This is a genomic window from Pseudomonas cavernicola, from assembly GCF_003596405.1.
Lineage (GTDB): Bacteria > Pseudomonadota > Gammaproteobacteria > Pseudomonadales > Pseudomonadaceae > Aquipseudomonas > Aquipseudomonas cavernicola.
The window spans coordinates 702,504-728,206 of sequence record NZ_QYUR01000002.1; the positions used below are offsets into that span (position 1 = coordinate 702,504).

Sequence of the window (25,703 nt, forward strand, 5' to 3'; positions counted from 1 at the left end):
AGGAGGTTTACTCGCCCCAGACGTCGGCTAGTACCCGCACCCAGTTCTCGCCCATCACCTTGCGCACCACGCGTTCGGGCATGCCGCGCTTGAGCAGGGTTTCGGTGAGGTTTGGGAATTCGCCGACGGTGCGGATGCCCAGCGGGTTGACGATCTTGCCGAAGTTGGTCAGCCGACGGGCGTAGCCCTTGTCGTGGGTCAGCCACTCGAAGAAGTCCTGGCCGTGGCCCTGGGTGAAGTCGGTGCCGATGCCGATGGCGTCTTCGCCGACCAGGTTCATCACGTACTCGATGGCTTCGGCGTAGTCGTCGATGGTCGAGTCGATGCCTTTCTTCAAGAACGGCGCGAACATGGTCACGCCGACGAAACCGCCGTGGTCGGCGATGAACTTCAGCTCTTCATCGGACTTGTTGCGCGGGTGTTCTTTCAGCCCGGACGGCAGGCAGTGCGAGAAGCAGACCGGCTTCTTGGATTCGAGGATGACCTCTTCGGAGGTCTTCGCGCCGACGTGGGAGAGGTCGCACATGATGCCGACGCGGTTCATCTCGGCGACGATTTCGCGACCGAAGCCGGACAGCCCGCCGTCACGCTCGTAGCAACCGGTGCCGACCAGGTTCTGGGTGTTGTAGCACATCTGTACCACGCCAACGCCGAGCTGCTTGAACACCTCGACATAGCCCAGCTGGTCTTCGAAGGCGTGGGCGTTCTGGAAGCCGAAGATGATCCCGGTCTTGCCCTCGGCCTTGGCCTTCTTGATGTCGGCAGTGGTACGCGCCAGCATCACCAGGTCGCTGTTCTCGCGGATCAGCTTCTGGCTGGCGGCAATGTTGTTGACGGTGGCCTGGAAGCCCTCCCACACCGACACCGTGCAGTTGGCTGCGGTCAGGCCGCCTTTGCGCATGTCTTCGAAGAGTTCGCGGTTCCATTTGGCAATGATCAGCCCGTCTATAACGATGCTGTCGGCGTGCAGTTCGGCTGGGCTCATCGGGCGGTCCCCTTATCTAGATAGCACTAGGAGTTCAGTGCGCCGAATCTTCTGCCGGCGCTTTGGGGCCAGCATATCCCTGGGGGATTCGCCGCTATCGCGCAAAAACGACAGGGGAATTGTCGAAAGCGTCAAACCGACGACCTTCGGCCTCCCCGGCGTGCCTCCCAGCTACGGAGCGGCGCTGATCTGTAGCCCGCAGGCTTGCCGGGAGCGCTCCGACAAGCCCTGGCGATCCTGGCTTGGGCAGAAGCCGAAACGCCCGCGATAGCTGCGGGAAAAGTACGACGGCGACTCGAAGCCGCAGGCCAACCCGACCTCCAGCACACTCAGGTCGGTTTGCCGCAGCAGTTGACGGGCCCTGTCCAGACGCAAGTTGAGGTAGAAGTTCGACGGCGTGTCTTTTAGATGCAGGCGAAACAGCCGCTCCAGCTGGCGGCGGGTCACCTGAATGCGCTCGGCCAGCTCCAGGGTGCTCAGCGGCGGCTCGGTATGCCGCTCCATTTCACCGATCACTTGCACCAGCTTCTTGTTGTTGACGCCATAGCGCGTAGCGATCTGCAGGCGCTGGTGGTCCTGGCGCGGACGGATACGGCCGAGCACGAACTGTTCGGAGACTTGCACCGCCAACTCGGCGCCGTGGGCCTGGCCGATCAGGTCGAGCATCAGGTCGATGGACGCGGTGCCGCCGGCCGAGGTGATCCGCGTGCGGTCGATCTCGAACAATTCCTGGGTCACATCCAGGTTGGGGTAGGACTCCTGGAAGGCGCTAATCGCCTCCCAGTGCAGCGTCAGCCGATGCCCGCCGAGCAGGCCGGCTTCGGCCAGCACGAAACTGCCGGTATCGATGCCGCCGAGGGTCACGCCTTCACGGTCGAGGCGTTTGAGCCAGTGTTCCAGCGCCGGGGTATAGGCCTTGAGCGGCTCGAAACCGGCCACCACCAGCAGCGTGGCGCCACGCTTGAGCGGTTCCAGCGCGCCATCGGCGTTTATCGACATGCCATTGCTGGCCAACACCGGACCACCGTCCAGACTCAGGACATGCCAGCGGTACAGCTCGCCGCGAAAACGATTGGCCACCCGCAACGGCTCGACAGCCGAGACGAAGCCCATCACCGAAAAACCGGGTAGCAGGAGGAACCAGAAGTCTTGGGACATGACAGGCGCTTTCGAAAGTTGGCCAGCGTATTTGCTGGCTTACGCGAGTCGAAGCGCTTTAGCAATCCATCAGGTCGCTACCGTGCAAGAGCTGGTCGCTCAGGTGCGTTTTCGGCCCCGTGACGCTGCGTAATTTGTCTACACACGGCGTCACCCGAACGCCGCTATCCCAACAACAATGATTAGCCGTACGAGGGAGCACGCATGAAAAACTTTATCCGTCATCTCAGCTGCAGTGTGCTGATGCTCAGCAGTACCGCCCTACTCGCCGCCGAACCGGCCGAGTGCCAGAAGGTTCGCATGGGCGTGGTCAACTGGACCGACGTAATCGCCACCAGCGCGGTGGCCGATGTGCTCCTGCAAGGCATGGGCTATGAGGTCAAACAGACCAGCGCCGCCCAGCAAATCGTCTTCGGCGGCCTGCGCGACGACCGCCTGGACATCTTCCTCGGCTACTGGCAACCGGCGATGGACAAGAACATCGCGCCGTTCCTCGCCGCCAAGCAAGTCAAGGTGCTCGCCCAGCCGAGCATGAGCGACGCCCAAGCGACCCTGGCCGTACCGGACTATGTAGCTGCAGGCGGGCTGAAAACCTTCGCCGACATCGCCAAATTCAAGGACAAGCTGGGCGGCAAGATTTACGGCATCGAACCCGGCACCGGGGCGAATGCCAATATCAAAGGCATGATCGACAGCAACCAATTCGGCCTGGCCGGCTTCCAGCTGGTGGAGTCCGGCGAAGCCGGGATGCTGGCCGCCGTGCAGCGTGCGGTCAAGCGCAAGGAGTGGGTGGTGTTCGTCGGCTGGACCCCACACCCGATGAATATCAACATGCACATCACCTACCTGACCGGCAGCCAGGACGTATTCGGCGCCAATGAAGGCGCCGCCACGGTATCGGTGGTGACCGCGCCGGACTATGCCGAGCGCTGCCCCAACGTCAGCCGCCTGCTGGAAAACCTCACCTTCAAGGCCGCCCAGGAAAGCCAGATGATGGTGCCGATCATGGAGCACCAAGAGCCGCAGGACGTCGCCCGGCAATGGCTGCGCGACCACCCGGAAGACCTGCAGCGCTGGCTGGCCGGCGTGACCACCTTCGACGGCAAGGACGCTGCGAAAAGCCTGCAACTCAGCCTTAAACCTTAAGCCGCAACGCTCATCCACAACCACTGCCCAGCCCCTCAATCCCTGCGGTTGAGGGGTGCAACCTGAATGCTCGAAGGAAGTACCGCCATGAACCACGACGTCATCATTACCTGCGCCCTTACCGGAGCCGGCGACACGGTTGACAAGCACCCGGCGATCCCGGTCACCCCCAAGCAGATCGCCGCCGCCGCCGTGGAAGCGGCCAAGGCCGGCGCTACCGTGGTGCACTGCCACGTGCGCAACCCCGAGACCGGCAAGTTCAGCCGCGACACCGAGCTATACCGCGAGGTGATGGAGCGCATCCGCGACTCGGGCGTCGACATGATAGTCAACCTCACCGCCGGCATGGGCGGCGACCTGGAGATCGGCCCAGGCGAGCAACCCATGGAGTTCGGCCCGGGCACCGACCTGATCGGCCCGATGAGCCGCCTGGCGCATGTCGAAGAGCTGTTGCCGGAAATCTGCACCCTGGACTGTGGCACCCTGAATTTCGGCGACGGCAACAGCATCTATGTCTCCACCCCGGCGCAACTGCGCGCAGGCGCCAAACGCATCACTGAACTGGGCGTGAAAGCCGAGCTGGAAATCTTCGATACCGGCCACCTGTGGTTCGCCAAACAGATGATCAAGGAAGGCCTGCTCGACAACCCGCTGTTCCAACTGTGCCTGGGCATCCCATGGGGCGCCCCGGCGGACACCACCACCATGAAAGCCATGGTCGACAACCTGCCCGTCGGCGCCACCTGGGCCGCTTTCGGCATTGGCCGCATGCAAATGCCGATGGCCGCGCAAGCCATGCTGCTCGGCGGCAACGTACGGGTCGGCCTGGAAGACAACCTGTGGTTGGACAAAGGCGTGCCCGCGAGCAACGGCCAACTGGTCGAGCGGGTCAGCGAAATCATCAGCCGCCTCGGCGGTCGTGTGCTCACGCCCGCCGAAGGCCGCGTGAAGATGGGCCTGAAACAGCGCGCCTGACGTCCTCCCCTCTCCCATTCATGGGAGAGGGGCCGGGGGAGAGGGACTGACTTGACGCCAAGTCGCCTGCTTTCCCGCTCCCCAACCCTCTCCCGCAAGCGGGAGAGGGGGTATTCGACCTTATTGCTCAAAGGAGCCAACATGCCTTTTATCACCCAAATCAAAACCTTTGCTGCCCTCGGCAGCGGCGTTATCGGCAGCGGCTGGGTCGCCCGTGCCCTCGCTCACGGCCTCGATGTGGTCGCCTGGGACCCCGCGCCAGGGGCTGAAGCGGCTCTGCGCAGCCGCGTCGCCAACGCCTGGCCGGCGCTGGAAAAGCAGGGCTTGAAGCCCGGCGCGGCCCAGAGCCGCCTGCGCTTCGTCGCCACCATCGAGGAATGCGTACGCGACGCCGACTTCATCCAGGAAAGCGCGCCGGAACGCCTCGAATTGAAATGCGAGCTGCACGCCAAGATCAGCGCCGCCGCCAAACCCAATGCCCTGATCGGCTCCTCGACCTCAGGCCTGCTGCCGAGCGAGTTCTACGTTGACGCCACGCATCCCGAGCGTTGCGTGGTCGGCCACCCGTTCAATCCGGTGTATCTGCTGCCGCTGGTAGAAGTGGTCGGCGGCGTGAAGACCGCGCCAGAAGCGGTACAGGCGGCGATCCAGGTCTACGAATCGCTGGGCATGCGCCCGCTGCATGTACGCAAGGAAGTCCCTGGCTTTATCGCCGACCGCCTGCTCGAAGCGCTCTGGCGCGAGGCGCTGCACCTGGTCAACGACGGCGTTGCCACGACCGGCGAGATCGACGACGCGATCCGTTTCGGCGCGGGCCTGCGCTGGTCGTTCATGGGCACCTTCCTGACCTATACCCTGGCCGGCGGCGATGCTGGAATGCGCCACTTCATGGCCCAGTTCGGCCCGGCCTTGCAGTTGCCCTGGACTTACCTGCCGGCGCCTGAACTGACCGAGGCCCTGATCGACAGCGTGGTCGAAGGCACCAGCGCGCAACAGGGCGAACGCAGCATTGCCGAGCTGGAGCGCTATCGTGATGACTGCCTGCTGGCAGTACTCGACGCGGTGAAAGCGACCAAGGCCAAGCACGGGTTTGCGTTTGCCGAGTGAGTGTCGGCCCACCGCAAACCTGTAGGAGCGAGCTTGCTCGCGAAGCGCTGCGTGAGCCCGTTCGCGAGCAAGCTCGCTCCTACAAAAGCTAGCCCGCGCAGCAAGAAAAACAGGAGTGTTCCCCATGTCTGCAACAACCCCGCTCACCACCTATAGCACCGCCATCCTGCCCGAGTGGGTCGACTACAACGGTCACCTGCGCGATGCCTTCTATCTGTTGATCTTCAGTTATGCCACCGATGCACTGATGGACCACCTCGGCCTCGACAGTAGTGGCCGCGAGGCCAGTGGCAATTCCCTGTTCACCCTGGAATGCCACATCAACTACCTGCATGAAGTGAAAGAAGGCGCCACGGTGGAAGTCCGCACCCAGCTGCTCGGCCACGACCGCAAGCGCCTGCACCTTTATCACAGCCTGCATCTAGCGGGGACCGAGGAGGCGCTGGCAGCCAGTGAGCAGATGCTGCTCCACGTCGACCTCGCCGGGCCGCGTTCGGCGCCCTTCGCTGGCACGGTGCTGGCCAAGGTCGAAGCCCTCGGCGAAGCTCATCGCCAGTTGCCCACACCCGCCTGCGTTGGCCGCGTGATCGGTCTGCCGGGTTAAATCATGACCAGCCCCTATCCGCTCTCAGCCGAACTCGCTGGGTTCGTCGCCCAGACCTTGGCTTTCAACGCGACGGAGCCTGGCCTGAACGGTATGCGTGAGGCTTATTCACGCATGAGCCGCGCCTTTACCCCGGAGCGGCCGGCCGGGCTCGCGGTGACCGAGCTGGAGCTGGGCGGCGTGCCCGCGCGACGTTACCAGCCGGGCGGCGTCAGGCCCGAAAACGGCTGGCCCGGTGTGCTCTATCTACATGGGGGCGGCTGGGTGGTGGGCGACCTCGACTCGCACGACTTCATCACCGCCGACCTGGCTGCGCAGCTGAATGCCGTGGTCATCGCCGTCGACTACCGGCTGGCGCCCGAGCATCCGTTCCCCGCGGCATTCGACGATTGCCTGGCGGCCTGGCGTGGCATCAACGCCGCGCATCACGACCTCGGCATCGATCCCCGGCGCCTGGCCGTGGCCGGCGACAGCGCCGGTGGCAATCTCGCCGCCGCTCTTTGCCTGGCACTGCGCGACACTGGCGAACCACTGCCCTGCGGCCAGGCCTTGATCTATCCCGGCCTCGGCGGCGGCCACGACCTGCCGTCGCGCAGCCAATGCGCCGATGCACCGCTACTGAGTAGCGCCGATCTCGACTGCTATCTGGCGCTCTACCTGAGCGACGCGAGCCAGCAACACAACCCTTATGTCATGCCGCTACAGGCCTGCAATTTTGCCCAACTACCGGCGGCTTTCATTGCCGTGGCGGAGTTCGATCCGTTGCACGATGACGGTTTGAGCTATCGCGATGCGCTGACCGCGGCAGGCGTGCCGGTGGCTTTTCACCCGGGCCTGGGCCTGGTCCACGGCTGCCTGCGCGCCCGTGGCCTGGCTGCCGAAGTCGACCTGCTGTATGCGCAGTTACTGGCGGCCTTGCGCCGCTTCCTCGGTCTAGGCGCAAGCTGAAACAGTCTTCCCCAAACACCCTGCAAGGAGATCGCAATGAACGCCGTGGATACGTCCCTCGAGGCGCCGGCCATCGCCGACTGGCGCAACTATCCGGTCAGCGCCGGCCTCGCCACCCTGCGGCCCTCGGCCGAGCGCTTGGACGCGGTCTGGAGCGACGGCCGCGTCAGCCCCTTCCATCACCAATGGTTGCGTGACAACTGCCCCTGCTCCCGCTGCGTCTACAGCGTGACCCGCGAGCAGCTGCTGGAGATCGTCGACGTAGCGGAAGACCTGCACCCCCAGCGCACGCGCATCGACGACCAGGGCCACCTGTTGATCGACTGGCAGGACGGCCACCACAGCCGTTATCACCCCGGCTGGCTGCGCGCCCATGCCTACGACGACGCCTCCCGCGCCGAGCGCCACGCGCAACGCCCGCAGAGCCGACTGTGGAACGCCAAGCTGAATGAGCAGCTGCCGCTGTTCGATTATCAGGCCGTGATGGAGGACGAGCGCGCGCTCTTGGACTGGCTGCTGGCCGTGCGCGATATCGGCCTGACCCAGGTGCGCGGCGTACCGACCGCGCCGGGCTCGTTACAAGCCATCGCGCAGCGGATTTCCTTTATCCGCGAAAGCAACTTCGGCGTGCTGTTCAACGTACAGTCCAAAGCCGATGCCGACAGCAACGCCTACACCGCTTTCAACCTACCGCTGCACAGCGACCTGCCAACGCGAGAGCTGCAACCGGGGCTGCAATTTTTGCACTGTCTGGTGAATGACGCAGTGGGCGGCGAGAGCATCTTCGTCGACGGTTTCTCCATCGCCGAGGCGCTGCGCCAGGAGGCGCCGGAAGACTTCCGCACGCTGTGCGAGATGCCGGTGGAGTTCCGCAACAAGGACCGCCACAGCGACTACCGCTGTCTGGCACCGATCATCGCCCTGGATGCCTATGGCGCGGTCAGCGAGATCCGCATCGCCAACTTCCTGCGCGGGCCTTTCGACGTCGCGGCGCAACAGATGCCTCTGCTCTACCGCGCTTACCGGCACTTCCAGGCACTGACCCGCGACCCGCGCTTTCGCGTGATCCGCCGGCTGGATGCCGGGCAACTCTGGTGCTTCGACAACCGCCGCACCCTGCACGCGCGCAATGCTTTCGACCCGGCCAGTGGCGCCCGCCACTTCCAGGGCTGCTATGTGGATCGCGATGAGTTGCTGTCACGGATTCATGTGCTTCAACGCTAGCGTCAGTAGGCTGGCGTAGAGCGAAGCGACAAAACGGCAGGAAAACCGTTTTGCACAGCTTTAGCTGCCCGCAGGGTTGCCACGCTGGGTTTCGCCGAAAAACGGCTCTACCCAGCCTACGCCCTGAATCCCAGGCAAAAAAAGACCCCCGCAAAGCCGACACAAAGCGGGGGTCAAGTGTGGGTACTGTGCACGCGCCATAGAGTCACTCGTCCAGATTGGCGACCAACCAACCAGGCGGTTTGCACCGCAGACCAGGGACCTAGCTGAGGCCAATTGTGCTGGCTGGCCGCACGGATGAATTAGTTGAAAGCGACCTGTTCATGTGCGTCCAAGCCACTCCCCGACCAACACCCTTGTAGCGGCCTCGCCACATCACCAGAATCGATGCGACAACGACCCCGGATGAGGACCACCGCGATGATGCATGCAGATTTGATCGACCAGGACGACCTGCGTGAACGCCTGTTGGCTTTGGGTTTCGAAGTGCCGTCCGGCGCCAGTGCCGAGCAGGCTTGCGAACGGGTCTTGATGGGGCTTAACGAATCACGCGCGGCGGCATTGCGCAGCCTGGTCGAACAGATGTTGGCCAGTGGCGCGGTGATGTTGCCAGCGGTGCGCGAGGCTATCGCCCGGCAGCTGCTACCGGCGCTGGCGGAATATAAGCAAAGCCATGGCTAAACCGCGTAACGCGGTCGATACGCAGCTGCTCTCTTAGGTTGACGCTGAACGCAGTGATGCCCAACAAGGAGTCGCCTAGCGACTCCCGGTGCACCATCCCACGCACAAACAAGCCCGGCCTTGCAGGCCGGTTGTTGGGCATCGCCTTTGGCTCAGCACCAACCTTGTATGTTGTTTTCCGTCAACCGGGTTAACCTTTCAGGCCCTGCGCTTGACGCAGAGAAACAGTTACTGGGGAGGCCGTTCCAACCTGGAGGTGAGTTCACACTCAACCTCGCCCGTAGATTGGCCCCCCGCCTCATTGCCCACCGCGTGGAGTATCCGGAAGCCAGCTCATTGAGGTGGACTTCGCATCACAAGGTTGCAGCGGCAAGAAGTGCGAGGTCGGGGAACCGGTAGCTATTGTTGCTCAAATGCCGGGCGAGATGAAATCAATGAGCGTATTTGTCGGTGTGGATGTGGGTGCCAAGACAGTTGTCTTGGCATGGCGAAAGGGTGGTCGCACGCGGGGCAAGCTGGACATCCAGCAAACGCCCGAGGGGCACGCCCAGGCGGTGGAGCGGATTAAAGCGCTAAAAGCCGTCCAAGTCGTGATGGAGGCCACCGGCGTTTACTACTTGGACTTGGCCGTTGCCTTGAGCAAGGCCGGGATCGTCGTGTCTGTCATCAACCCCAAAAGCTTCCACCACTTTGCCCAACTCAAGTTGGCGCAAAGCAAGACCGACCCGCTAGACGCGGCCCTCCTGGCCGAGTACGCCGAGCGGATGACGCCAGCCCCTTGGACTGCGCCGGATACCCTCCGTATGGCGCTGCGTGACATCGGCCGACAAATCAATCGGCTGACCGCGACCCGTACACAAGCCAAGAACCGCCTGCACGCCTTGCGCTCCAAACGTGACACGCTGGCGCTGCTGATTGAAGACGAAGTTGAAGCGGTCGAGAGGCTGGATCAGCGCATCGAGCGACTCAGCAACGCTGCACAGCGCCTGATTGCCGAGGACGCCGTGTTGAACAGTCAGTTTCAGCATCTGCTGGCAGCCAAAGGTGTTGGCGTTGCCAGTGCTATTGCGTTACTGGCTGAACTCAGTGTCCTGCCCCAGCATCTGAAGGCGCCGCAAGTCAGTCGCTATGCCGGGCTAGATATCCGCCTGTGCCAATCGGGCAGTAGCGTCAATAAGGCTTCACGGCTGAGCAAGGCGGGTAATGCCTATCTACGAAGCGCCCTCTACATGCCGGCACTGAGCGCGGTACGACATGACCCAAACGCCAAGGCCTTCTACCTGTCCCTACAACGCCGTGGCAAAAAGAAAATACAGGCCGTATGCGCCGTCATGCGCAAGTACCTGACCGGGCTTTGGGCCTGCATCCAACTGGGCGAACCCTTCGACTCCAGCAAGCTATTCAGCAAAATCCATCTGGCTGAAGCTTGACGTCCAACAGAGTATCTACGGTTTTGCGCAGACTCACAGGTAACCGGTGATACGCAGGTGCCCTCGTAGGTTGGTGCTGAACGCAATAATGCCCAACAAGGAGTCGCTTTGCGACTCCCAGCGCACCATCCCATGCATCTACAAACCCGGCCTTGCAGGCCGGTTGTTGGGCATCGCCTTCGGCTCAGCGCCAACCTACGTTACAAGCGCACGCTGGCAAAGGTCGACTCACTGCGCGCCTGACTCAAGGCCGACATGGCCCCGGACAACGGCGCCAGCACCAACGCCTGCGGGATAGGCAGCAACGCCACCTGCTGTGCGGTATTCGAGCCCATACGTTCGTCACGCGGAGGAATGCCGAAGTACTCGCGGTAGCACTTGGAGAAGTGCGGAGTGGAGACGAAACCACAGACCGAAGCCACTTCGATGATCGACATCGGCGTCTGCTTGAGCAGTTGACGGGCGCGCACCAGGCGCAGCTTCAGGTAATAGCGCGACGGCGAGCAATGCAGGTACTTCTGGAACAGCCGCTCAAGCTGGCGACGCGAAACGTTGACGTAAACCGCCAGTTCGTCGAGGTCGATCGGCTCTTCCAGGTTGGCTTCCATCAGCACGACGATTTCCTGCAGTTTCGGCTGGTTGGTGCCAAGCATGTGCTTGAGCGGCACACGCTGGTGGTCCTGTTCGTTGCGGATGCGCTCGTAAACGAACATTTCCGAAATCGCCGCCGACAACTCGCGGCCATGCTCGCGGGAGATCACGTGCAGCATCATGTCCAGCGGCGCGGTGCCACCGGAGCTAGTGAAGCGGTTACGGTCGAGGGTGAACAAGCGGGTACTCATGACCACCCGCGGGAAGGCTTCCTGCATCGCTGCCAGGCATTCCCAGTGCACGCTGCAATCGTAGCCATCGAGCAGGCCGGCACAGGCCAAGGCCCAACTGCCGGTGCAGACCGCACCGAGTTTGCGCGACTGACGCGCCTGGGTTTGCAACCAGGCAACGTGTTCCCGAGTAACACTGCGCTGAATGCCGATACCGCCGCAAACGATCACCATGTCCAGTGGCGGCGCCTTGCTCACCGCGCAATCCGGGGTGATCTGCAGGCCATCGCTGGCCCAGACCTGGCCGCCATCGAGGGTCAGGGTGGTCCAACGATACAACTCACGACCGGATAGCTGGTTGGCCATACGCAGTGGTTCAACGGCCGAGGCCAATGAAATCAGAGTGAAATTATCCAGCAGCAGAAAACCGATGGATTGTGGAGCACGGCTCTGGGGTTGCGCCCCTTGGTTGAACGGCGACATCACGGTATCTCCTCACGCAACGCAGGTATGGCCTCAGGCGAGGCTCTTGTTTTATTGCCATGGGCAGCGCGAACGACACCCTGGCTATGGGCTAACCCAACGCAATTGCCGTGCCTAAATTGAACATGCATTCAATAAAACCTAAAAACGACGCCGCAAAGCCTCTAGTTGGCGGGCAGCCAGCAGCGAGGAGAGCGCCGGGCGCGAGACCTGGACACCCGACAGCGGCAGGGCTTGAGCACTTTCGTAGCACTTTAGAATTATAGCAAGCCGAGGCCTGGGCTAAGTGTCACCCCAAGCGCAATCGGTCCGTGTTCTGCGTACCGTTCAGTACGTGTTCAGGAGGGAAGCACCGCGCCAAAAGATGGCGCAGCGCGGCGAGCATGAGCGAAAAGCGTGCACGTTTTATGCGCTCTCCGCCTCAGAGCCTGTTCACGATCTCGCGAGCTAAGGTCAGGCAAGGCGAAATCGGGCGAAAAAGCGCAGTTTACACGTAGTAAATGAGCATTTTGAGCCCGATTTCAACGCCGCATGGCCGACGCGCAGCAGATCATGAACAGGTTCTCAGCACTCGATGGCGCTGACGGCCAAACCGCCGCGCGAGGTTTCCTTGTACTTGTCGTGCATGTCGGCGCCGGTGTCGCGCATGGTGCGGATCACCCGGTCGAGCGAGATGAAGTGTTCGCCGTCGCCACGCAGGGCCATCTGCGCCGCGTTGATCGCCTTCACCGCCGCTATCGCGTTGCGCTCGATGCACGGCACCTGCACCAGCCCGCCGACCGGGTCGCAGGTCAGCCCGAGGTTGTGCTCCAGGCCGATCTCGGCGGCGTTCTCCAGCTGTCCCGGCGTGGCACCGAGGATTTCTGCCAGGCCGGCGGCGGCCATCGCGCAGGCCGAACCGACCTCGCCCTGGCAGCCGACTTCGGCGCCGGAGATCGAGGCGTTTTTCTTGCAGAGGATGCCCACCGCTGCGGCGGCAAGGAAGTAATCGACCACGTCCGCCTCGCTCACCGCCGGGCTGAAGCGCACGTAATAATGCAGCACCGCCGGAATGATCCCCGCCGCGCCGTTGGTTGGGGCCGTGACCATTCGCCCACCGGCGGCGTTTTCTTCGTTCACCGCCAGGGCGAACAGGTTGACCCATTCCATACCGCTGAGGGTCGTGCCGATCACGTTGGGCTTGCCCAGCTCTTGCAGGCTGCGGTGCAGCTTGGCGGCGCGGCGCTTGACGTTGAGCCCGCCCGGCAGCACGCCTTCATGCTTGAGGCCCTGCTCGACGCAGTCGCGCATGGCCTGCCACAGGCGCATCAGGCCTTTGCGGATTTCCTCTTCGCTGCGCCAGGCCTTTTCGTTGGCCATCATCAGTTCGGACACCCGCAGGCCATGTTCCTGGCACAGGCGCAGCAGCTCGGCGGCGCTGGAGAAGTCGTACGGCAGCTGGGTCTGGTCCTGGTCGAGCACGCCGCTGGCGGCCTGGGCGGCATCCACCACGAAACCACCGCCGACCGAGTAGTAGGTGTCGCGGTGCAGTTCGCCGGCCGCGCCTTCGACGATCAGGGTCATGGCGTTCGGGTGGTAGGGCAGGTTTTCGTCGAGCAGCAGCAGGTCGCGCGTCCAGTCGAACGGCACCTCGAAGTGGCCATCGAGCAGCAGGCACTGGCTCTCACGCAGGGCGGCGATGCGCGGGCCGATCTGCGTCGGGTCGATCGCATCCGGCCACTCGCCCATCAGCCCCATGATCACCGCGTTGTCGCTGCCATGCCCGACCCCGGTGGCGGACAAGGAACCGTACAGGCGCACCTCAACGCGGCGTACCTGCTGCAACAGACCGCGCTCGCGCAGGCCCTGCACGAACAGCGCGGCGGCGCGCATCGGCCCGACCGTGTGCGAGCTGGAGGGGCCGATACCAATCTTGAACAGGTCGAATACGCTGATGGCCATAGCTGTCTCCTAAACCGAGCAACGCGGGCGCACACCAGATTGGCCAGCCCACTTATGCACGGATCATCCGGCTTTTCCCCGCCGCGCCGGTCTCCCAATCCGACCCGGCCATATCCACAAACGCCGCAGGTCCAGCTACGTCAAATACCCAGCCCTAGCCAGCGGGCAACGTCATGCTGAATACGACTCCACTGTTGCCAAACGCGACTCACGTCATAGTCGCCGCGGCAACCCTGGCCCATGATCCAGCCGCCCGGCACGCTTGCTGCGAGGCCGAAGAGCCCACCGGGACGCCCCCATTTACCAGCTAAGGATCGCGCCTATGAAATGTTTCACCTCTTTGTGCCTGGCCTTGTGCCTAAGCTCGCCCGTGCTGGCCAGCGCGGCGGAAGCAGACAGCTGCAAGCGGGTGCGGTTTGCCGATGTCGGCTGGACCGACATCACCATGACCACCGCCGTGACCCGGCTGCTACTTGGCTCACTCGGCTACGTGACCAACGTCAAACGCATGTCCGTGCCGCAGACCTACAAGGCGCTGGCAGATAACAAGCTCGACGTATTCCTCGGCAACTGGATGCCGAGCATGGAAAACGACATCCGCCCTTATCTGGACAAAGGCAGCGTGGAGACGCTGCGGGCCAACCTGCACGGCGCCAAATACACCTTGGCCGTGCCGGAATACGCCTATGAGGGCGGTCTGAAGAGCTTCAACGACATCGCCAAGTTCGCCGACCAGCTGGACAGCAAGATCTATGGCATCGAGCCCGGCAACGATGGCAACCAACTGATCAGCAAGATGATCAAAGAAAACGCCTACGGCCTCGGCACATTCAAACTGGTGGAAAGCAACGAGGCGAAGATGCTCGCCAGCGTCGAACGGGCGGCGCATCTTAATCAGTGGCTGGTGTTCCTCGGCTGGGAACCACACCCGATGAATACCCACAACAAGATGCGCTACCTGGAAGGCGGCGATGCGTTCTTCGGCCCCGACTACGGTGGCGCCACCGTCTATACCAACGTGCGCAAGGGCTACAGCCAAGAGTGCGGCAACGTCGGCCAGTTGCTGAGCAACCTGGCGTTTGAGCTGCCGATGGAAAACCAGCTGATGGATGCCGTGCTGAACCAGAGCCTGAATCCGCGGCAAGCGGCCAAAGCCTGGCTACAGGCCAACCCCCAGGTGCTCGACGCCTGGCTGCGTGGGGTCTCCAGCCGTGACGGGCAGCCAGCGCTGGCGGTCGTCAAAACCAAACTGGAGCTGGCGCAATAACGCCGCCGAGCCGTCACGATTTGCCGCGAATTCGCTGACCAGAGTCTGCCAAGCCGCAACTTTGGTCGGCAAAAAGGCCGTAAACGACCTCACTAATGCTGGATACGACGCCCTCTGCACTGGATGCGACGCACCCTGTAGGCGTTTGTTTTTCACTGTTCCATGATCGTTCTCGACACGACCGCTAGGCTGAATGGCGGTGACGCTCAGAATCCCCCCTCTGAGTTCAACCAGCAGCACAAAAAAACCGGCAACTCGCGCTCAGTAGCACACTGCCGACAACAATTAGAAAGGAGTCCGTCCCATGAAAGGTTCCACATCATTGCTGTTGGCCGCGTCGCTCAGCCTACCGCTGCTGGCCAACGCGGCAGAGCCCGAGTCCTGCGGCACCGTACGCTTCTCCGACGTCGGCTGGACCGACATCACCGTCACTACGGCGGTCACCAGCGAAGTGCTGGAATCGCTGGGTTACAAAACCAAGACCACCATGTTGTCGGTGCCCGTGACCTACAAATCCCTGGCAGTGGGCAAAGACCTCGACGTATTCCTCGGCAACTGGATGCCGACCATGGAAAACGACATCAAGGCCTACCGCGAAAAAGGCACCGTGGAAACCCTGCGCGCCAACCTCGAAGGCGCCAAGTACACCCTCGCCGTACCGGACTACGCCTACGATGCCGGCCTGAAAAACTTCGCCGATATCGCCAAGTTCAAAGACCAGCTGGAAGGCCAAATCTACGGTATCGAGCCGGGTAACGACGGCAACCGCCTGATCCAAAGCATGATCGACAAGAACGCCTTCGGCCTGAAGGACTTCAAAGTGGTCGAGTCCAGCGAAGCAGCCATGCTCTCGCAGCTGAAACGCGCCACACGTAAAAACGAATGGATGGTGTTCCTCGGTTGGGAACCGCACCCGATGAACACCCGCAACAAGATGAAATACCTGGCCGGCGGCGACGATTATTTCGGCCCCGATCTCGGCCGCGCCACCATTTACACCAACGTGCGCAAGGGTTACACACAAGAATGCAGCAACGTCGGCAAGCTCCTGCAGAACCTGGTGTTTAGCCTGGACATGGAAAACCAGCTGATGGACGCCGTGCTCAACGAAAACCAGAAACCGCGTGACGCCGCCAAGGCCTGGCTGAAAGCCAACCCGCAGGTGCTCGACACCTGGCTGGCTGGCGTCAGCAGCCGTGACGGCAAGCCCGCGCTAGAAGTAGTTAAGGCCAAATTAGCACCTTGATACAACCCGCAACCCAGGTCGTGTGAACGCGTTAAAGGCAACTCGCAGGCGCGTTCACCGATCTGCTTCCATCCCTCTGCATGTGGACGTTCAATACCATGCCGACTTTTGACAAAATCCCTCTGGGTCAAAACATAGCCGACTTCGTCGAATGGCTGACCCAGCACGGCGCCGCTTACTTCGATGCCTTCGCCGATGCGCTTGAGATGATGATTCATGGCGTGACCAACGGCCTGACCTTTTTCAATCCGCTGGTATTGATCGGTCTGTTCGGTTTGCTGACTCACCTGATTCAACGCAAATGGGGCCTGACCCTGTTCTGCGTGCTGTCATTCCTGCTGATCCTGAACCTCGGTTACTGGCAGGAAACCATGGAGACCCTGGCGCAGGTGCTGTTCGCCACCCTGGTCTGCGTGCTCATCGGCGTGCCATTGGGGATATACGCCGCGCACAGACCGACCTTCTACACCGTGATGCAGCCGGTCCTCGACCTGATGCAGACGGTGCCGACCTTCGTCTACCTGATCCCAACCCTGACCCTGTTCGGTCTCGGCGTGGTGCCGGGGCTGATCTCCACCGTGGTGTTCGCCATCGCCGCTCCGATCCGCCTGACCTACCTGGGCATCCGCGATGTGCCGCAGGAGCTGCTCGACGCCGGCAAGGCCTTCGGCTGCTCGCGCCGCCAGCTGCTGACCCGTATCGAACTGCCGTATGCCATGCATAGCATCGCCGCCGGCATCACCCAGTGCATCATGCTGTCGCTGTCGATGGTGGTGATCGCCGCCCTGGTCGGCGCCGACGGCCTCGGCAAACCTGTGGTCAACGCCCTGAATACCGCCGATATCGCCCTCGGCTTCGAGGCCGGCCTGGCCATCGTGCTGCTGGCGATCATCCTCGACCGGGTGTGCAAACAACCCGAGTCCAAGCCGAAGGAGGCCGAGGCATGAGCATGATTCGCTTTGACAATGTTGACGTGATCTTCTCCAAGCAACCGCGTGAGGCGCTCGCCCTGCTCGACCAAGGCCTGAGCCGCGATGAGATCCTGAAGAAAACCGGCCTGGTGGTCGGCGTAGAGAAAGCCAGCCTGAGCGTCGAGCGCGGCGAGATCTGCGTGCTGATGGGCCTCTCCGGCTCGGGCAAATCCAGCCTGCTGCGCTGCATCAATGGCCTCAACACGGTCAGCCGTGGCCGTCTGTTGATCGAGCACGAAGGCGCCGAAATCGATATCGCTTCTTGCTCGCCGGCGACCCTGAAAGCCATGCGCACCAAACGCATCGCCATGGTCTTTCAGAAGTTCGCCCTGATGCCCTGGCTGACGGTGCGCGAGAACATCAGCTTCGGCCTGGAAATGCAGGGCCGCCCGAGCGAAGAGCGGCGCAAGCTGGTCGATGAAAAGCTCGAACTGGTCGGCCTCACGCAATGGCGCAACAAGCGTCCGGACGAGCTGTCCGGCGGCATGCAGCAGCGCGTCGGGCTGGCCCGCGCGCTGGCCATGGACGCCGACATCCTGCTGATGGACGAGCCGTTCTCGGCCCTCGACCCGCTGATCCGCCAAGGCCTGCAGGACGAGCTGCTGGAACTGCAGCGCAAGCTGCACAAGACCATCGTATTCGTCAGCCACGACCTCGATGAGGCGCTGAAGCTCGGTTCGCGCATCGCCATCATGAAAGACGGGCAGATCATCCAGTACGGCAAGCCGGAAGATATCGTGCTCAACCCGGCGACCGACTACGTGCGGATGTTCGTCGCCCATACCAACCCGCTCAACGTGCTCTGCGGCGAGAGCCTGATGCGCCCGCTGGAGCAATGCCGGCGCGAGGCCAACGAGGTCTGCCTCGACCAGGGCCGCGACTGCTGGCTTGGTCTGGCGGCCGACAACAGCCTCAATGGCGCCCGCCAGGGCAACCAGAACCTCACTCTGCAGCACTGGGAACCCGGCCAGTCGCTGGCCAGCCTGCACCGCGAGCCGACTCTGGTGGACATGCGCATCACCATGCGCGACGCCCTGCAGATCCGCTACCAGACCGGCCACAAGCTGGTGCTGCAAAACGGCAAGCGGGTGGTCGGCATCCTCGGCGACAGCGAGCTGTACCACGCCCTGCTCGGCAAGAACCTGGAAAAGAGTGAAGAGCCAGGCGGCGAAGCCGCCACGCTGACGACTCGCTCCACACTTTCCAACGTCAGCTGATTTGCTTTAACGCACGGGGCGAGCAGGATGCTCTCCCCGTTGGGTTTTCAAAGCGTCCTCGTTATTCCTTCCCCAGTTAGCCAAGCATCGTCCTTAATGGGACGACCCCCCCCGCCCTATCGAATGCCCCCGTTTACCACACGGCTCAGGTTGACCTGCCACGCCTACGGAAAACCGAATTCCCATTGTCACCGCACCAACCTCCGCCTGATCAAAGAGCTCAATCCAAATGGCCGCAACGCAAGGTTGTGAACATGTCGCTGGAAAACGGTCAACGCGAAATTTCCACTGAAACAATCAGACCCTTCCTATTTATCGCTCTTCGCCTAATCCATACCGTCGGTCGCGGATGCCTGCGTCAGGCGCTGTGCCTGATCGAGCACTAGCTAGAACCGGCACAACTTGGCACAGACTGGGGCCGTGGTCGTAGCGACTCTTTACCCGTAAAACTCGATAGGACGTCTCGTTAAATGGCCGAAGAAGACTGGGCTGGACATCACTGAAAGATTTGTTATGAGCAGTACATTCGATCTCGTTCAATACCAACCAAAGAACAAGAAATTCAGGCGCATGAGGAAGCGTCTCGTCGATACCTCGCAGGTCTAGAAGCCGACCGCGCCCGAGAAGATGAGGCCAATCGCCAGTATGAAGAGCGCCAAAGGGCAGATAAGCCTGTCCGGACTGGCTGCGTGTTTGCCAAGTCCTGCAACTTGCCTGCGGGCATCATCAACCATCACAACCCGAGTGGCTTCGTTCCGCTTGAGCAGCTAAAGGACTACGGCGACTGGGCTGTCCTGGGCACCGGCAGCGCGGTTGCTGCGGGCGGGACACCGCTAAAGCTGATCGGTGGCTCAGCATCGGCCGCAGCCTTGGCGACGCGGTTAGGTGGCAAGTTGTCGCTCGGACTGGCTGAAGGGATATTGACCGCAGGTGTGGCCACGGGCGCTATCGTTGGCACCGTCGCCATGCTGTTGCCGAACAACACCTCAGCTGACAGCGCCTTCTACACCAAAGAGCAGTTCGCAATGCTCACTGTCGCCAACACGCGTGTGCGGGTGAACATCAAGCAGCTGCCAGATGGCTCCGTCGATGCCTATGGCTTTTACACCGGCACCAAGCCCGCGTGGCAGAGCGTCCAGGTCATCAGAGCTAGTGCTCGTGGTGAGCAGTTCGTCGCTGATTTAGGCCAAGGAATAGAGCTTATCTGGACGCCTGTCGCCAACCCTAACGAAACACTAGGCATACCAGCATTGGAAGGGGCGCCAAAGCTACCGACCGTGTGGGTCTATCCACCAACCGAAAAAACCGTCCAGATTTTGGTTAACCCGGTGTATCCGTCGGATTACCAAGACGCCATTATTTGGTTCCCGAACACGGGTGTTCAACCGATCTATGTCGCGCTGAGTGTGCCGGGAGATCATAAATACCATAGGCCGCCAGCAAGCTTCCCCGCTTTTCCTGACCTCAAACGGGCAACGCCTAAAACCCGAAAAAAAGGTGGAGTGCGTCCTAGGTGGAAAGACAAAACGGCAAGATTTATGAGTGGGACTACCAGCACGGCACACTAGAAAAGTATGACAAACACGGCAAGCACCTAGGCGAGTTCGACCCTGTAACTGGCGATCAAACCAAACCGGCAAACAATGCTAGGGAAGTTGAAAAATGACATATGAAGTATACGGAATACCTGCAAACAGCGACTTAGCAGTGTTCGAGACAGATCTACCCTCTACTGTTAATACAGAAACCTTGGCATCGATAATGGGTTGGGAGAGCGAGGAGGATGCTTTTCTTGACTACCGCCTCACTCCCGAGCAAATCAGTGATATCGAGCACCTAGCAACGATAGAGCTCCCTAAGGAACTGGCGTTGTACCTGAGCTGTCACGCCTGAACTACCTCCCCAAGACGGTGCGGAAAATTCAAACGAAGGTATCACCGAAACGGTCAAGGCATGGCGTGCTGCCAACAACTTGGCGGGGATTAAAAGCCAATTCTAAACGCCCGCCTTGGCGGCGGCTTACGCGAGAGGTGAACAGATAAAGACGGTACGATCTACGAATGGGACTCTCAGCACGGGGCTCTGGAGAAGTACAACAAGCGCGGCAAGCACCTAGGCGAGTTCGACCCCACAACTGGCGAGCAAACCAAACCGGCCGACAAAACCAGAGAGGTTGAACCATGAAGTACGAGCTGAAATATGAAATACACGGCGCACCGGAAAACAGCGACCTAGCCGTGTTCGAGACAAATCCACCCTCTACTGTTACTACGGAGGCTCTGATGCCGATAATGGGCTGGCAGAGCGAGGAGGATGCGGTGTCGACCTATCTCCTGTCCGCCGAGCAGACCAAAGCCATAGAGAGCCTCGCAGCGATTGAGCTTCCCAAAGACCTGGAGCTGTACCTCAGTTGCTACGCCTGAACCGTGAAATACGTCATTGAAGTTTTTGACAAAGACACCGATTTTCTAGCCTTTGAGATTGAGTTTCCAAATGGTTGCATCGGTCAGCAGCAGCGGCTCAGCCCGGACAGTGTTGGGCCAATCGTATTGACCTCTCGGGGAACTTTCGCTGATTCGCTGATTGCGCTCAAGTTCACCCGGACTCCCTCCTCGACTGCCTGCGCGCAGGCTCAGCCTGCTCCGTAGGAGGGAGGAGTCCAATTCATTGCGCTACAAACACCCCGTTTTGCCCCTCTCACCCCAAACAAGCACCCTGCCGCCCCTTGCCAACGGCTTGTCGCGACAAGCTATGTTCGGTCGGTTTTGTTGATTCCTCGTTCAATCAAAACTCAATAGACTGCCTGACACCTTCGCGATTCAGGCATCTGTAGGTGTTGGGGCCATAGCCGCGAATGCACATGCGCTCCCCAGCCTGCGAGCCTCACCTTGGTGAAAGGGATCGAGGTCCCCACCTCCAACCTGTAACCGGCACCCATAAAAAAGGCCCCACACCGTCACCGGCATGGGGCCCAGGTTTTACCAGGCGGTGCGCGCAATGCCCTTCACGAGGAAGGGCCGCGCGCCTCTTTTAGCAGTACACCCGGCTCAGGAGCTGCCGATGGTTCTCGTACTGATCCAGCACATCACGCGTGATCTGCTCCCTGGTATAGCCCATCAGGTCGTATTCCTGAGTCCCGTCGAACAGATACACCTCGGCACGGTAATAGCGGCACGGCTCGCTCGCCACACTCCCCGCTTCAGCCAGGGCCAACGTCTGCGGCGGCGCGAAGTAGCCATCCAGGCTCACCTCGTAAACGAACGGCTGGCCATCGGCATGTTCCACCCGCAAGCCCAACTCGTGCTGGCCCAGGCCCAGATGCGTCTGCACCTGCAGGCCACGACCACGCAGTTGTTCGGCGGCAGCCAGCAGGGCGGGGCGCACGTCGCTATCGAGGAACGCCTGCACCACTGCCTGCGCAGGTTGCTGCACCAGCTCAGCCATACGCTGACTGAAGGCGCGACGACCGTGGGTCAGTGGCTCGGCCTGTTCCTGACGCACCTGCTCGTCACGGATCAACGCCTTGTACAGGCCAACCATATACAGCAACAAGACCACCGAGAATGGCAGGCCGGCCAGCACCACCATGGTTTGCATGGCCGTGAAGTTACCGGCGAACAGCAGCCCGATGGTCACCAGGGTAATCACCGCCGACCAGAAGATCCGCAGCCAATGCGGCGCGTCCTCGTCCAGGTCACCGCCCTGGCGCGACAGGTTGGCGAGCATCACCGAACCGGAGTCCGCCGGCGTCAAGAACAATACGAAGCCGACGAAAATCGACATGCCAATGACGATCTTGGCCAACGGGTAATGCTCGAGCAGCAGATAGATCGACATCGACGGCTGCTCCAGCGCCGCCTTGCCCAGCTCCACCGCGTTCTGGTTCATCACCAGATCCAGGGCGCTGTTACCGAAGATCGACAACCAGGCCAGGGTGAAGCCCAGCGGGATCAGCAGCACGCCGCCAACCAGCTCGCGAATGGTCCGACCGCGCGAGATACGCGCGATGAACATGCCCACGAACGGTGCCCAGGAAATCCACCAGGCCCAGTAAAACAGGGTCCACAGCCCCAGCCAGGCTTCGCTCTTGGTCGGCGCCCCGGTGTAGGAGTAGAGGTCGAAGGTCTTCAGCAGCAGGCCGTTGAGGTAATCGCCGACGTTCTGCACCAGGCCGTTCATCAGCATCAGCGTCGGTCCGCAGACCAGCACGAAGATCAGCAGGCTGCTGAACAGGATGATGTTCAGGTTGGACAAGCGGCGGATACCCTTCTCGATCCCGGAAACGGCCGCCAGGGTCGCCACCGCACTCATCACCAGAATCACCATCAGCAGCGCGGTCTGGGTATGCGGCAGGCCGAACAGGTATTCCAGGCCCGAAGACACCTGCAACGCGCCGATGCCCAAGTTGGTCACCAGGCCCAGCAGTGTGACGAAGATGCCGAAGCAATCCACCGCGTTACCCACCGCGCCTTTGACCAGGCGCTCGCCGAAGATCGGCAGCAGCGCCGAACGCAGCGCCAACGGCTGGTTGTGCCGGTAAGCGAAATAACCCACGGCCAGGCCAACCAGCGCGTAGATCGCCCAGCCGTGCAAGCCCCAGTGCAGGAACGTCAGCTGCAACGCCTGGCGTGCGGCCGCATGGCTGCCGGGCTCGCCTTCCGGCGGATTGACCAGGTGATCGATGGGCTCGGAAGCGGCAAAATACAGCAGCGAAATGCCGATCCCGGAAGAGAACAGCATGCCCGCCCAGGCGCCGTAGCTGAAGACGGGCTTTTCATGGTCGGCACCGAGTTTGAGCGTGCCGAAGCGCGAAAAGGCAATCCACACAACGAAGACCAGGTAAGCCCCGATCGCCAGCATGTAGTACCAACCGAAGCTATGCGACAGCCACGTCTGGGCAAGACCCAGGAATTGGCCAGCGGCTTCGGGCGCGAGGATCAGGGCAGCGGTCAGAACCAGGATCAGCACGGTAGAACCGTAGAACACGACGGGGTTCAGACGCACCCGTTCAGGGTTTGTACTGATGGGAGAGATACTCAAGGGAGGCTCCATGGCAGTGAAAGCAGGCACCCGCTGGGTGCCAGACGACAGACACAGCAAAACACCACGCCCGCTCTTTCGTGGACTCTAGGACGGTCACAATGAAAAAACGACGTGATATAGGCGACGAAGCACAAGCGCACGCAAGGTCAATGTCACATATTGTCGCAGAGCTTATTCGTTGTTGATTGAGCGTTCAATAAAAATAAAATAGACTGGTTCACGCCAAGTCGGACGCCTGCCGTCCGTTACCAGGCCCAAGGAGATTTACAGATGCCCAAGATCGGTATGCAGCCCATCCGCCGCTCGCAGTTGATCCACGCCACTTTGCAGGCGGTCGATCAGGTCGGCATGAGTGATGCGAGCATCGCCTTGATCGCGAGGCTGGCTGGTGTGTCCAACGGCATCATCAGCCACTACTTTCAGGACAAGAACGGGTTGCTCGAAGCAACCATGCGCCACCTGATGTCGGCGCTGAGTTTGGCCGTACGAGACCGCCGCCAGCTGCTGGGCGACGACAGCGCAGGCGCCCAGATCCGCGCGATCATCGACGGCAACTTCGATGACAGCCAGGTCAACGGCCCGGCCATGAAAACCTGGTTGGCCTTCTGGGCGACCAGCATGCATCAACCCTCGTTGAGCCGCCTGCAACGGATCAACGACCACAGGTTGTATTCCAACCTGTGCTGCCAGTTCCGCCGCGTATTGCCGCTCGCTGATGCGCGCAGCGCTGCTCGGGGCCTGGCGGCATTGATTGACGGTTTGTGGTTGCGCGGCGCGCTGTCCGGAGAGGCCTTCGACATCAAGCAGGCACTGCAAATCGCTTACGACTATATGGACCAACAACTGGCCAAATAGGCGGGCCAATCAGACCCGTCAACGCCAGCCCACATGCACTTGCGAGGACACTATGGCCCGTTTCGAACTGCAAAAACTCTACATTGACGGCGGTTACGTGGATGCCACCAGCGGCACCACTTTCGAGTCCATCAACCCCGCCAATGGAGAAGTTCTCGCGCAGGTGCAACGCGCTTCGAAAGAAGACGTCGAGCGTGCCGTAGCCAGTGCCGAGAAGGGCCAGAAAGTCTGGGCCGCGATGACCGCCATGCAGCGCTCGCGCATCTTGCGCAAAGCAGTCGATATCCTCCGTGAGCGCAACGACGAGCTGGCCGAACTGGAAAGCCTGGACACCGGCAAGCCGCTCTCGGAAACCCGCAACGTCGACATCGTCACCGGCGCCGACGTGCTCGAGTACTACGCAGGCCTGGTGCCCGCCATCGAAGGCGAGCAGATCCCCCTGCGTGAGACCTCCTTTGTCTACACCCGCCGCGAGCCGCTGGGCGTAGTCGCCGGTATCGGCGCCTGGAACTACCCGATCCAGATCGCCCTGTGGAAATCCGCCCCGGCCCTGGCCGCCGGCAACGCGATGATCTTCAAACCAAGCGAAGTCACCTCGCTGACCACCCTCAAACTGGCTGAAATCTACACCGCCGCCGGCCTGCCCGATGGCGTGTTCAACGTCCTGACCGGCAGCGGCCGCGAAGTCGGCACCTGGCTGACCGAGCACCCGCGCATCGAGAAAATCTCCTTCACCGGCGGCACCGACACCGGCAAGAAGGTCATGGCCAGCGCCTCCAGCTCCTCGCTGAAGGAAGTCACCATGGAGCTGGGCGGCAAGTCCCCGCTGATCATCTTCGAAGACGCCAACCTCAACCGCGCGGCCGACATCGCCGTCATGGCCAACTTCTACAGCTCCGGCCAGGTCTGCACCAACGGCACCCGCGTGTTCATCCCGCGTAGCCTGCAAGCGCGCTTCGAAGCCAAGGTGCTGGAGCGCGTCAAGCGCATCCGCCTGGGCAGCCCGATGAGCGAGACCACCAACTTCGGCCCGCTGGTCAGCTTCGCCCACATGGACAACGTGCTCGGCTACATCAGCAAGGGCAAAGCCGAAGGCGCACGCCTGCTGGCCGGTGGCGAGCGCGTGACCGAAGGCGAATACGCCAAGGGCGCCTATGTCGCACCGACCGTATTCAGCGACTGCACCGACGAGATGAGCATCGTGCGCGAGGAAATCTTCGGGCCGGTCATGAGCATCCTCGTCTATGACGACGAAGACGAAGTCATCCGCCGCGCCAACGACAGCGAATTCGGCCTGGCCGCCGGTGTCGTCACCCAGGACCTGAACCGCGCCCACCGCGTTATCCACAAGCTCGAAGCGGGCATCTGCTGGATCAACACCTGGGGCGAGTCGCCGGCAGAGATGCCGGTAGGCGGTTACAAGCAATCCGGTGTCGGCCGTGAGAACGGCCTGACCACCCTGGCTCAGTACACTCGGATCAAATCCGTGCAGGTCGAGCTGGGCGACTACGGCTCGGTGTTCTAAACGAACCCGTAGGGTGGATTAGCCGCATCGCGGCGTAATCCACCGCTCAGTTTCACGTTCGCCACGGTGGGTTACG

Annotated in this window: 20 protein-coding genes and 4 pseudogenes; 19 read left to right on the forward strand and 5 right to left on the reverse strand. The window is 61.6% G+C overall.

Annotated features, from left to right (window positions below; all coding sequences use genetic code 11):
• Positions 1-7: 7 nt before the first annotated feature.
• Positions 8-985, reverse strand: coding sequence for a dipeptidase (locus D3879_RS03610; protein WP_119952721.1), 978 nt, complete (start codon positions 983-985; stop codon positions 8-10).
• 131 nt (positions 986-1,116) lie between these two features.
• Positions 1,117-2,143: pseudogene (locus D3879_RS03620) on the reverse strand (GlxA family transcriptional regulator).
• A 204-nt stretch (positions 2,144-2,347) separates the two neighbouring features.
• Between D3879_RS03620 and choX the strand changes: the two are divergent.
• The 8 genes from choX (at position 2,348) to D3879_RS03660 (ending at position 10,258) form a co-directional block, all read left to right on the forward strand.
• Entirely contained in the window at positions 2,348-3,289 is a 942-nt protein-coding gene (gene choX / locus D3879_RS03625) for a choline ABC transporter substrate-binding protein (RefSeq protein ID WP_119952724.1), read from the forward strand.
• A gap of 87 nt (positions 3,290-3,376) precedes the next feature.
• Positions 3,377-4,264, forward strand: a complete 888-nt coding sequence (gene cdhC, locus D3879_RS03630) for a 3-dehydrocarnitine:acetyl-CoA trimethylamine transferase CdhC (protein WP_119952725.1) — start codon at positions 3,377-3,379, stop codon at positions 4,262-4,264.
• A gap of 141 nt (positions 4,265-4,405) precedes the next feature.
• Positions 4,406-5,371 (forward strand): L-carnitine dehydrogenase, encoded by a 966-nt coding sequence (locus D3879_RS03635; RefSeq protein ID WP_119952726.1) that lies wholly within the window; start codon positions 4,406-4,408, stop codon positions 5,369-5,371.
• Between the two features lie 124 nt (positions 5,372-5,495).
• Positions 5,496-5,975 carry a thioesterase family protein gene (locus tag D3879_RS03640; protein ID WP_119952727.1) on the forward strand — a complete coding sequence of 160 codons (480 nt, stop codon included), beginning with the start codon at positions 5,496-5,498 and terminating at the stop codon, positions 5,973-5,975.
• A 3-nt stretch (positions 5,976-5,978) separates the two neighbouring features.
• Positions 5,979-6,923 carry an alpha/beta hydrolase gene (locus tag D3879_RS03645; protein WP_119952728.1) on the forward strand — a complete coding sequence of 315 codons (945 nt, stop codon included), beginning with the start codon at positions 5,979-5,981 and terminating at the stop codon, positions 6,921-6,923.
• A gap of 36 nt (positions 6,924-6,959) precedes the next feature.
• Positions 6,960-8,147, forward strand: coding sequence for a gamma-butyrobetaine dioxygenase (locus D3879_RS03650; RefSeq protein WP_119952729.1), 1,188 nt, complete (start codon positions 6,960-6,962; stop codon positions 8,145-8,147).
• Positions 8,148-8,567: 420 nt separating this feature from the next.
• Positions 8,568-8,828 (forward strand): hypothetical protein, encoded by a 261-nt coding sequence (locus tag D3879_RS03655; RefSeq protein ID WP_119952730.1) that lies wholly within the window; start codon positions 8,568-8,570, stop codon positions 8,826-8,828.
• A 434-nt stretch (positions 8,829-9,262) separates the two neighbouring features.
• Positions 9,263-10,258 (forward strand): IS110 family RNA-guided transposase, encoded by a 996-nt coding sequence (locus D3879_RS03660; RefSeq protein WP_119952365.1) that lies wholly within the window; start codon positions 9,263-9,265, stop codon positions 10,256-10,258.
• Positions 10,259-10,458: 200 nt separating this feature from the next.
• Here the strand turns inward: D3879_RS03660 and gbdR are convergent, their stop codons facing one another.
• Together gbdR and D3879_RS03670 are read right to left on the reverse strand one after the other, a co-directional pair.
• Entirely contained in the window at positions 10,459-11,562 is a 1,104-nt protein-coding gene (gbdR, locus tag D3879_RS03665) for a choline metabolism transcriptional regulator GbdR (RefSeq protein WP_119952731.1), read from the reverse strand.
• 564 nt (positions 11,563-12,126) lie between these two features.
• Positions 12,127-13,503 carry an L-serine ammonia-lyase gene (locus D3879_RS03670; RefSeq protein WP_119952732.1) on the reverse strand — a complete coding sequence of 459 codons (1,377 nt, stop codon included), beginning with the start codon at positions 13,501-13,503 and terminating at the stop codon, positions 12,127-12,129.
• 322 nt (positions 13,504-13,825) lie between these two features.
• Here D3879_RS03670 and D3879_RS03675 point away from each other — a divergent pair, with 322 nt between their 5' ends.
• From D3879_RS03675 to D3879_RS03715, 9 genes and pseudogenes are all read left to right on the forward strand, one after another.
• Entirely contained in the window at positions 13,826-14,770 is a 945-nt protein-coding gene (locus D3879_RS03675) for a choline ABC transporter substrate-binding protein (protein WP_119952733.1), read from the forward strand.
• Positions 14,771-15,074: 304 nt separating this feature from the next.
• Entirely contained in the window at positions 15,075-16,016 is a 942-nt protein-coding gene (locus D3879_RS03680; protein ID WP_119952734.1) for a choline ABC transporter substrate-binding protein, read from the forward strand.
• A 98-nt stretch (positions 16,017-16,114) separates the two neighbouring features.
• A complete protein-coding gene (gene choW, locus D3879_RS03685) occupies positions 16,115-16,963 on the forward strand; it encodes a choline ABC transporter permease subunit (RefSeq protein ID WP_119954876.1) in 849 nt (282 codons plus the stop codon).
• Entirely contained in the window at positions 16,960-18,204 is a 1,245-nt protein-coding gene (gene choV / locus D3879_RS03690; RefSeq protein WP_119952735.1) for a choline ABC transporter ATP-binding protein, read from the forward strand. The genes choW and choV overlap by 4 nt, the downstream gene beginning before the upstream one ends.
• Before the next feature lie 1,025 nt (positions 18,205-19,229).
• Positions 19,230-19,870, forward strand: a pseudogene (locus tag D3879_RS27600) (colicin E3/pyocin S6 family cytotoxin).
• Positions 19,867-20,097, forward strand: a complete 231-nt coding sequence (locus tag D3879_RS03700) for a DUF7683 domain-containing protein (protein WP_119952736.1) — start codon at positions 19,867-19,869, stop codon at positions 20,095-20,097. Before D3879_RS27600 ends, D3879_RS03700 begins: the two are co-directional and overlap by 4 nt.
• Before the next feature lie 19 nt (positions 20,098-20,116).
• Positions 20,117-20,203 (forward strand): annotated as a pseudogene (locus tag D3879_RS03705) (bacteriocin immunity protein); the annotation flags it as partial.
• Between the two features lie 11 nt (positions 20,204-20,214).
• A pseudogene (locus tag D3879_RS03710) lies at positions 20,215-20,388 on the forward strand (colicin E3/pyocin S6 family cytotoxin); the annotation flags it as partial.
• The gene (locus D3879_RS03715) at positions 20,385-20,627 is read left to right on the forward strand and encodes a pyocin S6 family toxin immunity protein (protein ID WP_119952737.1); all 243 of its coding nucleotides are present in this window, start codon (positions 20,385-20,387) and stop codon (positions 20,625-20,627) included. The pseudogene D3879_RS03710 and the gene D3879_RS03715, both read left to right, overlap by 4 nt.
• A gap of 607 nt (positions 20,628-21,234) precedes the next feature.
• On the opposite strand, the gene betT is transcribed toward D3879_RS03715, so the two are convergent.
• Positions 21,235-23,229, reverse strand: coding sequence for a choline BCCT transporter BetT (betT, locus tag D3879_RS03720; protein ID WP_274381373.1), 1,995 nt, complete (start codon positions 23,227-23,229; stop codon positions 21,235-21,237).
• Between the two features lie 288 nt (positions 23,230-23,517).
• On the opposite strand from betT, the gene betI reads away from it, so the two are divergent.
• Both betI and betB read left to right on the forward strand, forming a co-directional pair.
• The gene (betI, locus tag D3879_RS03725) at positions 23,518-24,102 is read left to right on the forward strand and encodes a transcriptional regulator BetI (protein WP_119952739.1); all 585 of its coding nucleotides are present in this window, start codon (positions 23,518-23,520) and stop codon (positions 24,100-24,102) included.
• A gap of 52 nt (positions 24,103-24,154) precedes the next feature.
• Positions 24,155-25,627 carry a betaine-aldehyde dehydrogenase gene (gene betB / locus D3879_RS03730; protein WP_119952740.1) on the forward strand — a complete coding sequence of 491 codons (1,473 nt, stop codon included), beginning with the start codon at positions 24,155-24,157 and terminating at the stop codon, positions 25,625-25,627.
• The last annotated feature ends 76 nt before the right edge of the window (positions 25,628-25,703 follow it).

What these genes read in the sequence shown, in the direction of transcription:
- cdhC (WP_119952725.1), top strand. Translation starts at nt 3,377, where the DNA reads ATGAACCACGACGTCATCATTACCTGCGCCCTTACCGGAGCCGGCGAC.
- D3879_RS03635 (WP_119952726.1), top strand. Translation starts at nt 4,406, where the DNA reads ATGCCTTTTATCACCCAAATCAAAACCTTTGCTGCCCTCGGCAGCGGC.
- D3879_RS03700 (WP_119952736.1), top strand. Translation starts at nt 19,867, where the DNA reads ATGACATATGAAGTATACGGAATACCTGCAAACAGCGACTTAGCAGTG.
- betB (WP_119952740.1), top strand. Translation starts at nt 24,155, where the DNA reads ATGGCCCGTTTCGAACTGCAAAAACTCTACATTGACGGCGGTTACGTG.
- D3879_RS03680 (WP_119952734.1), top strand. Translation starts at nt 15,075, where the DNA reads ATGAAAGGTTCCACATCATTGCTGTTGGCCGCGTCGCTCAGCCTACCG.
- betI (WP_119952739.1), top strand. Translation starts at nt 23,518, where the DNA reads ATGCCCAAGATCGGTATGCAGCCCATCCGCCGCTCGCAGTTGATCCAC.
- gbdR (WP_119952731.1), bottom strand. Translation starts at nt 11,562, where the DNA reads ATGTCGCCGTTCAACCAAGGGGCGCAACCCCAGAGCCGTGCTCCACAA.
- D3879_RS03660 (WP_119952365.1), top strand. Translation starts at nt 9,263, where the DNA reads ATGAGCGTATTTGTCGGTGTGGATGTGGGTGCCAAGACAGTTGTCTTG.
- D3879_RS03675 (WP_119952733.1), top strand. Translation starts at nt 13,826, where the DNA reads ATGAAATGTTTCACCTCTTTGTGCCTGGCCTTGTGCCTAAGCTCGCCC.
- D3879_RS03715 (WP_119952737.1), top strand. Translation starts at nt 20,385, where the DNA reads ATGAAGTACGAGCTGAAATATGAAATACACGGCGCACCGGAAAACAGC.
- D3879_RS03645 (WP_119952728.1), top strand. Translation starts at nt 5,979, where the DNA reads ATGACCAGCCCCTATCCGCTCTCAGCCGAACTCGCTGGGTTCGTCGCC.
- choW (WP_119954876.1), top strand. Translation starts at nt 16,115, where the DNA reads ATGCCGACTTTTGACAAAATCCCTCTGGGTCAAAACATAGCCGACTTC.
- D3879_RS03640 (WP_119952727.1), top strand. Translation starts at nt 5,496, where the DNA reads ATGTCTGCAACAACCCCGCTCACCACCTATAGCACCGCCATCCTGCCC.
- D3879_RS03650 (WP_119952729.1), top strand. Translation starts at nt 6,960, where the DNA reads ATGAACGCCGTGGATACGTCCCTCGAGGCGCCGGCCATCGCCGACTGG.
- D3879_RS03610 (WP_119952721.1), bottom strand. Translation starts at nt 985, where the DNA reads ATGAGCCCAGCCGAACTGCACGCCGACAGCATCGTTATAGACGGGCTG.
- D3879_RS03655 (WP_119952730.1), top strand. Translation starts at nt 8,568, where the DNA reads ATGATGCATGCAGATTTGATCGACCAGGACGACCTGCGTGAACGCCTG.
- D3879_RS03670 (WP_119952732.1), bottom strand. Translation starts at nt 13,503, where the DNA reads ATGGCCATCAGCGTATTCGACCTGTTCAAGATTGGTATCGGCCCCTCC.
- choX (WP_119952724.1), top strand. Translation starts at nt 2,348, where the DNA reads ATGAAAAACTTTATCCGTCATCTCAGCTGCAGTGTGCTGATGCTCAGC.
- choV (WP_119952735.1), top strand. Translation starts at nt 16,960, where the DNA reads ATGAGCATGATTCGCTTTGACAATGTTGACGTGATCTTCTCCAAGCAA.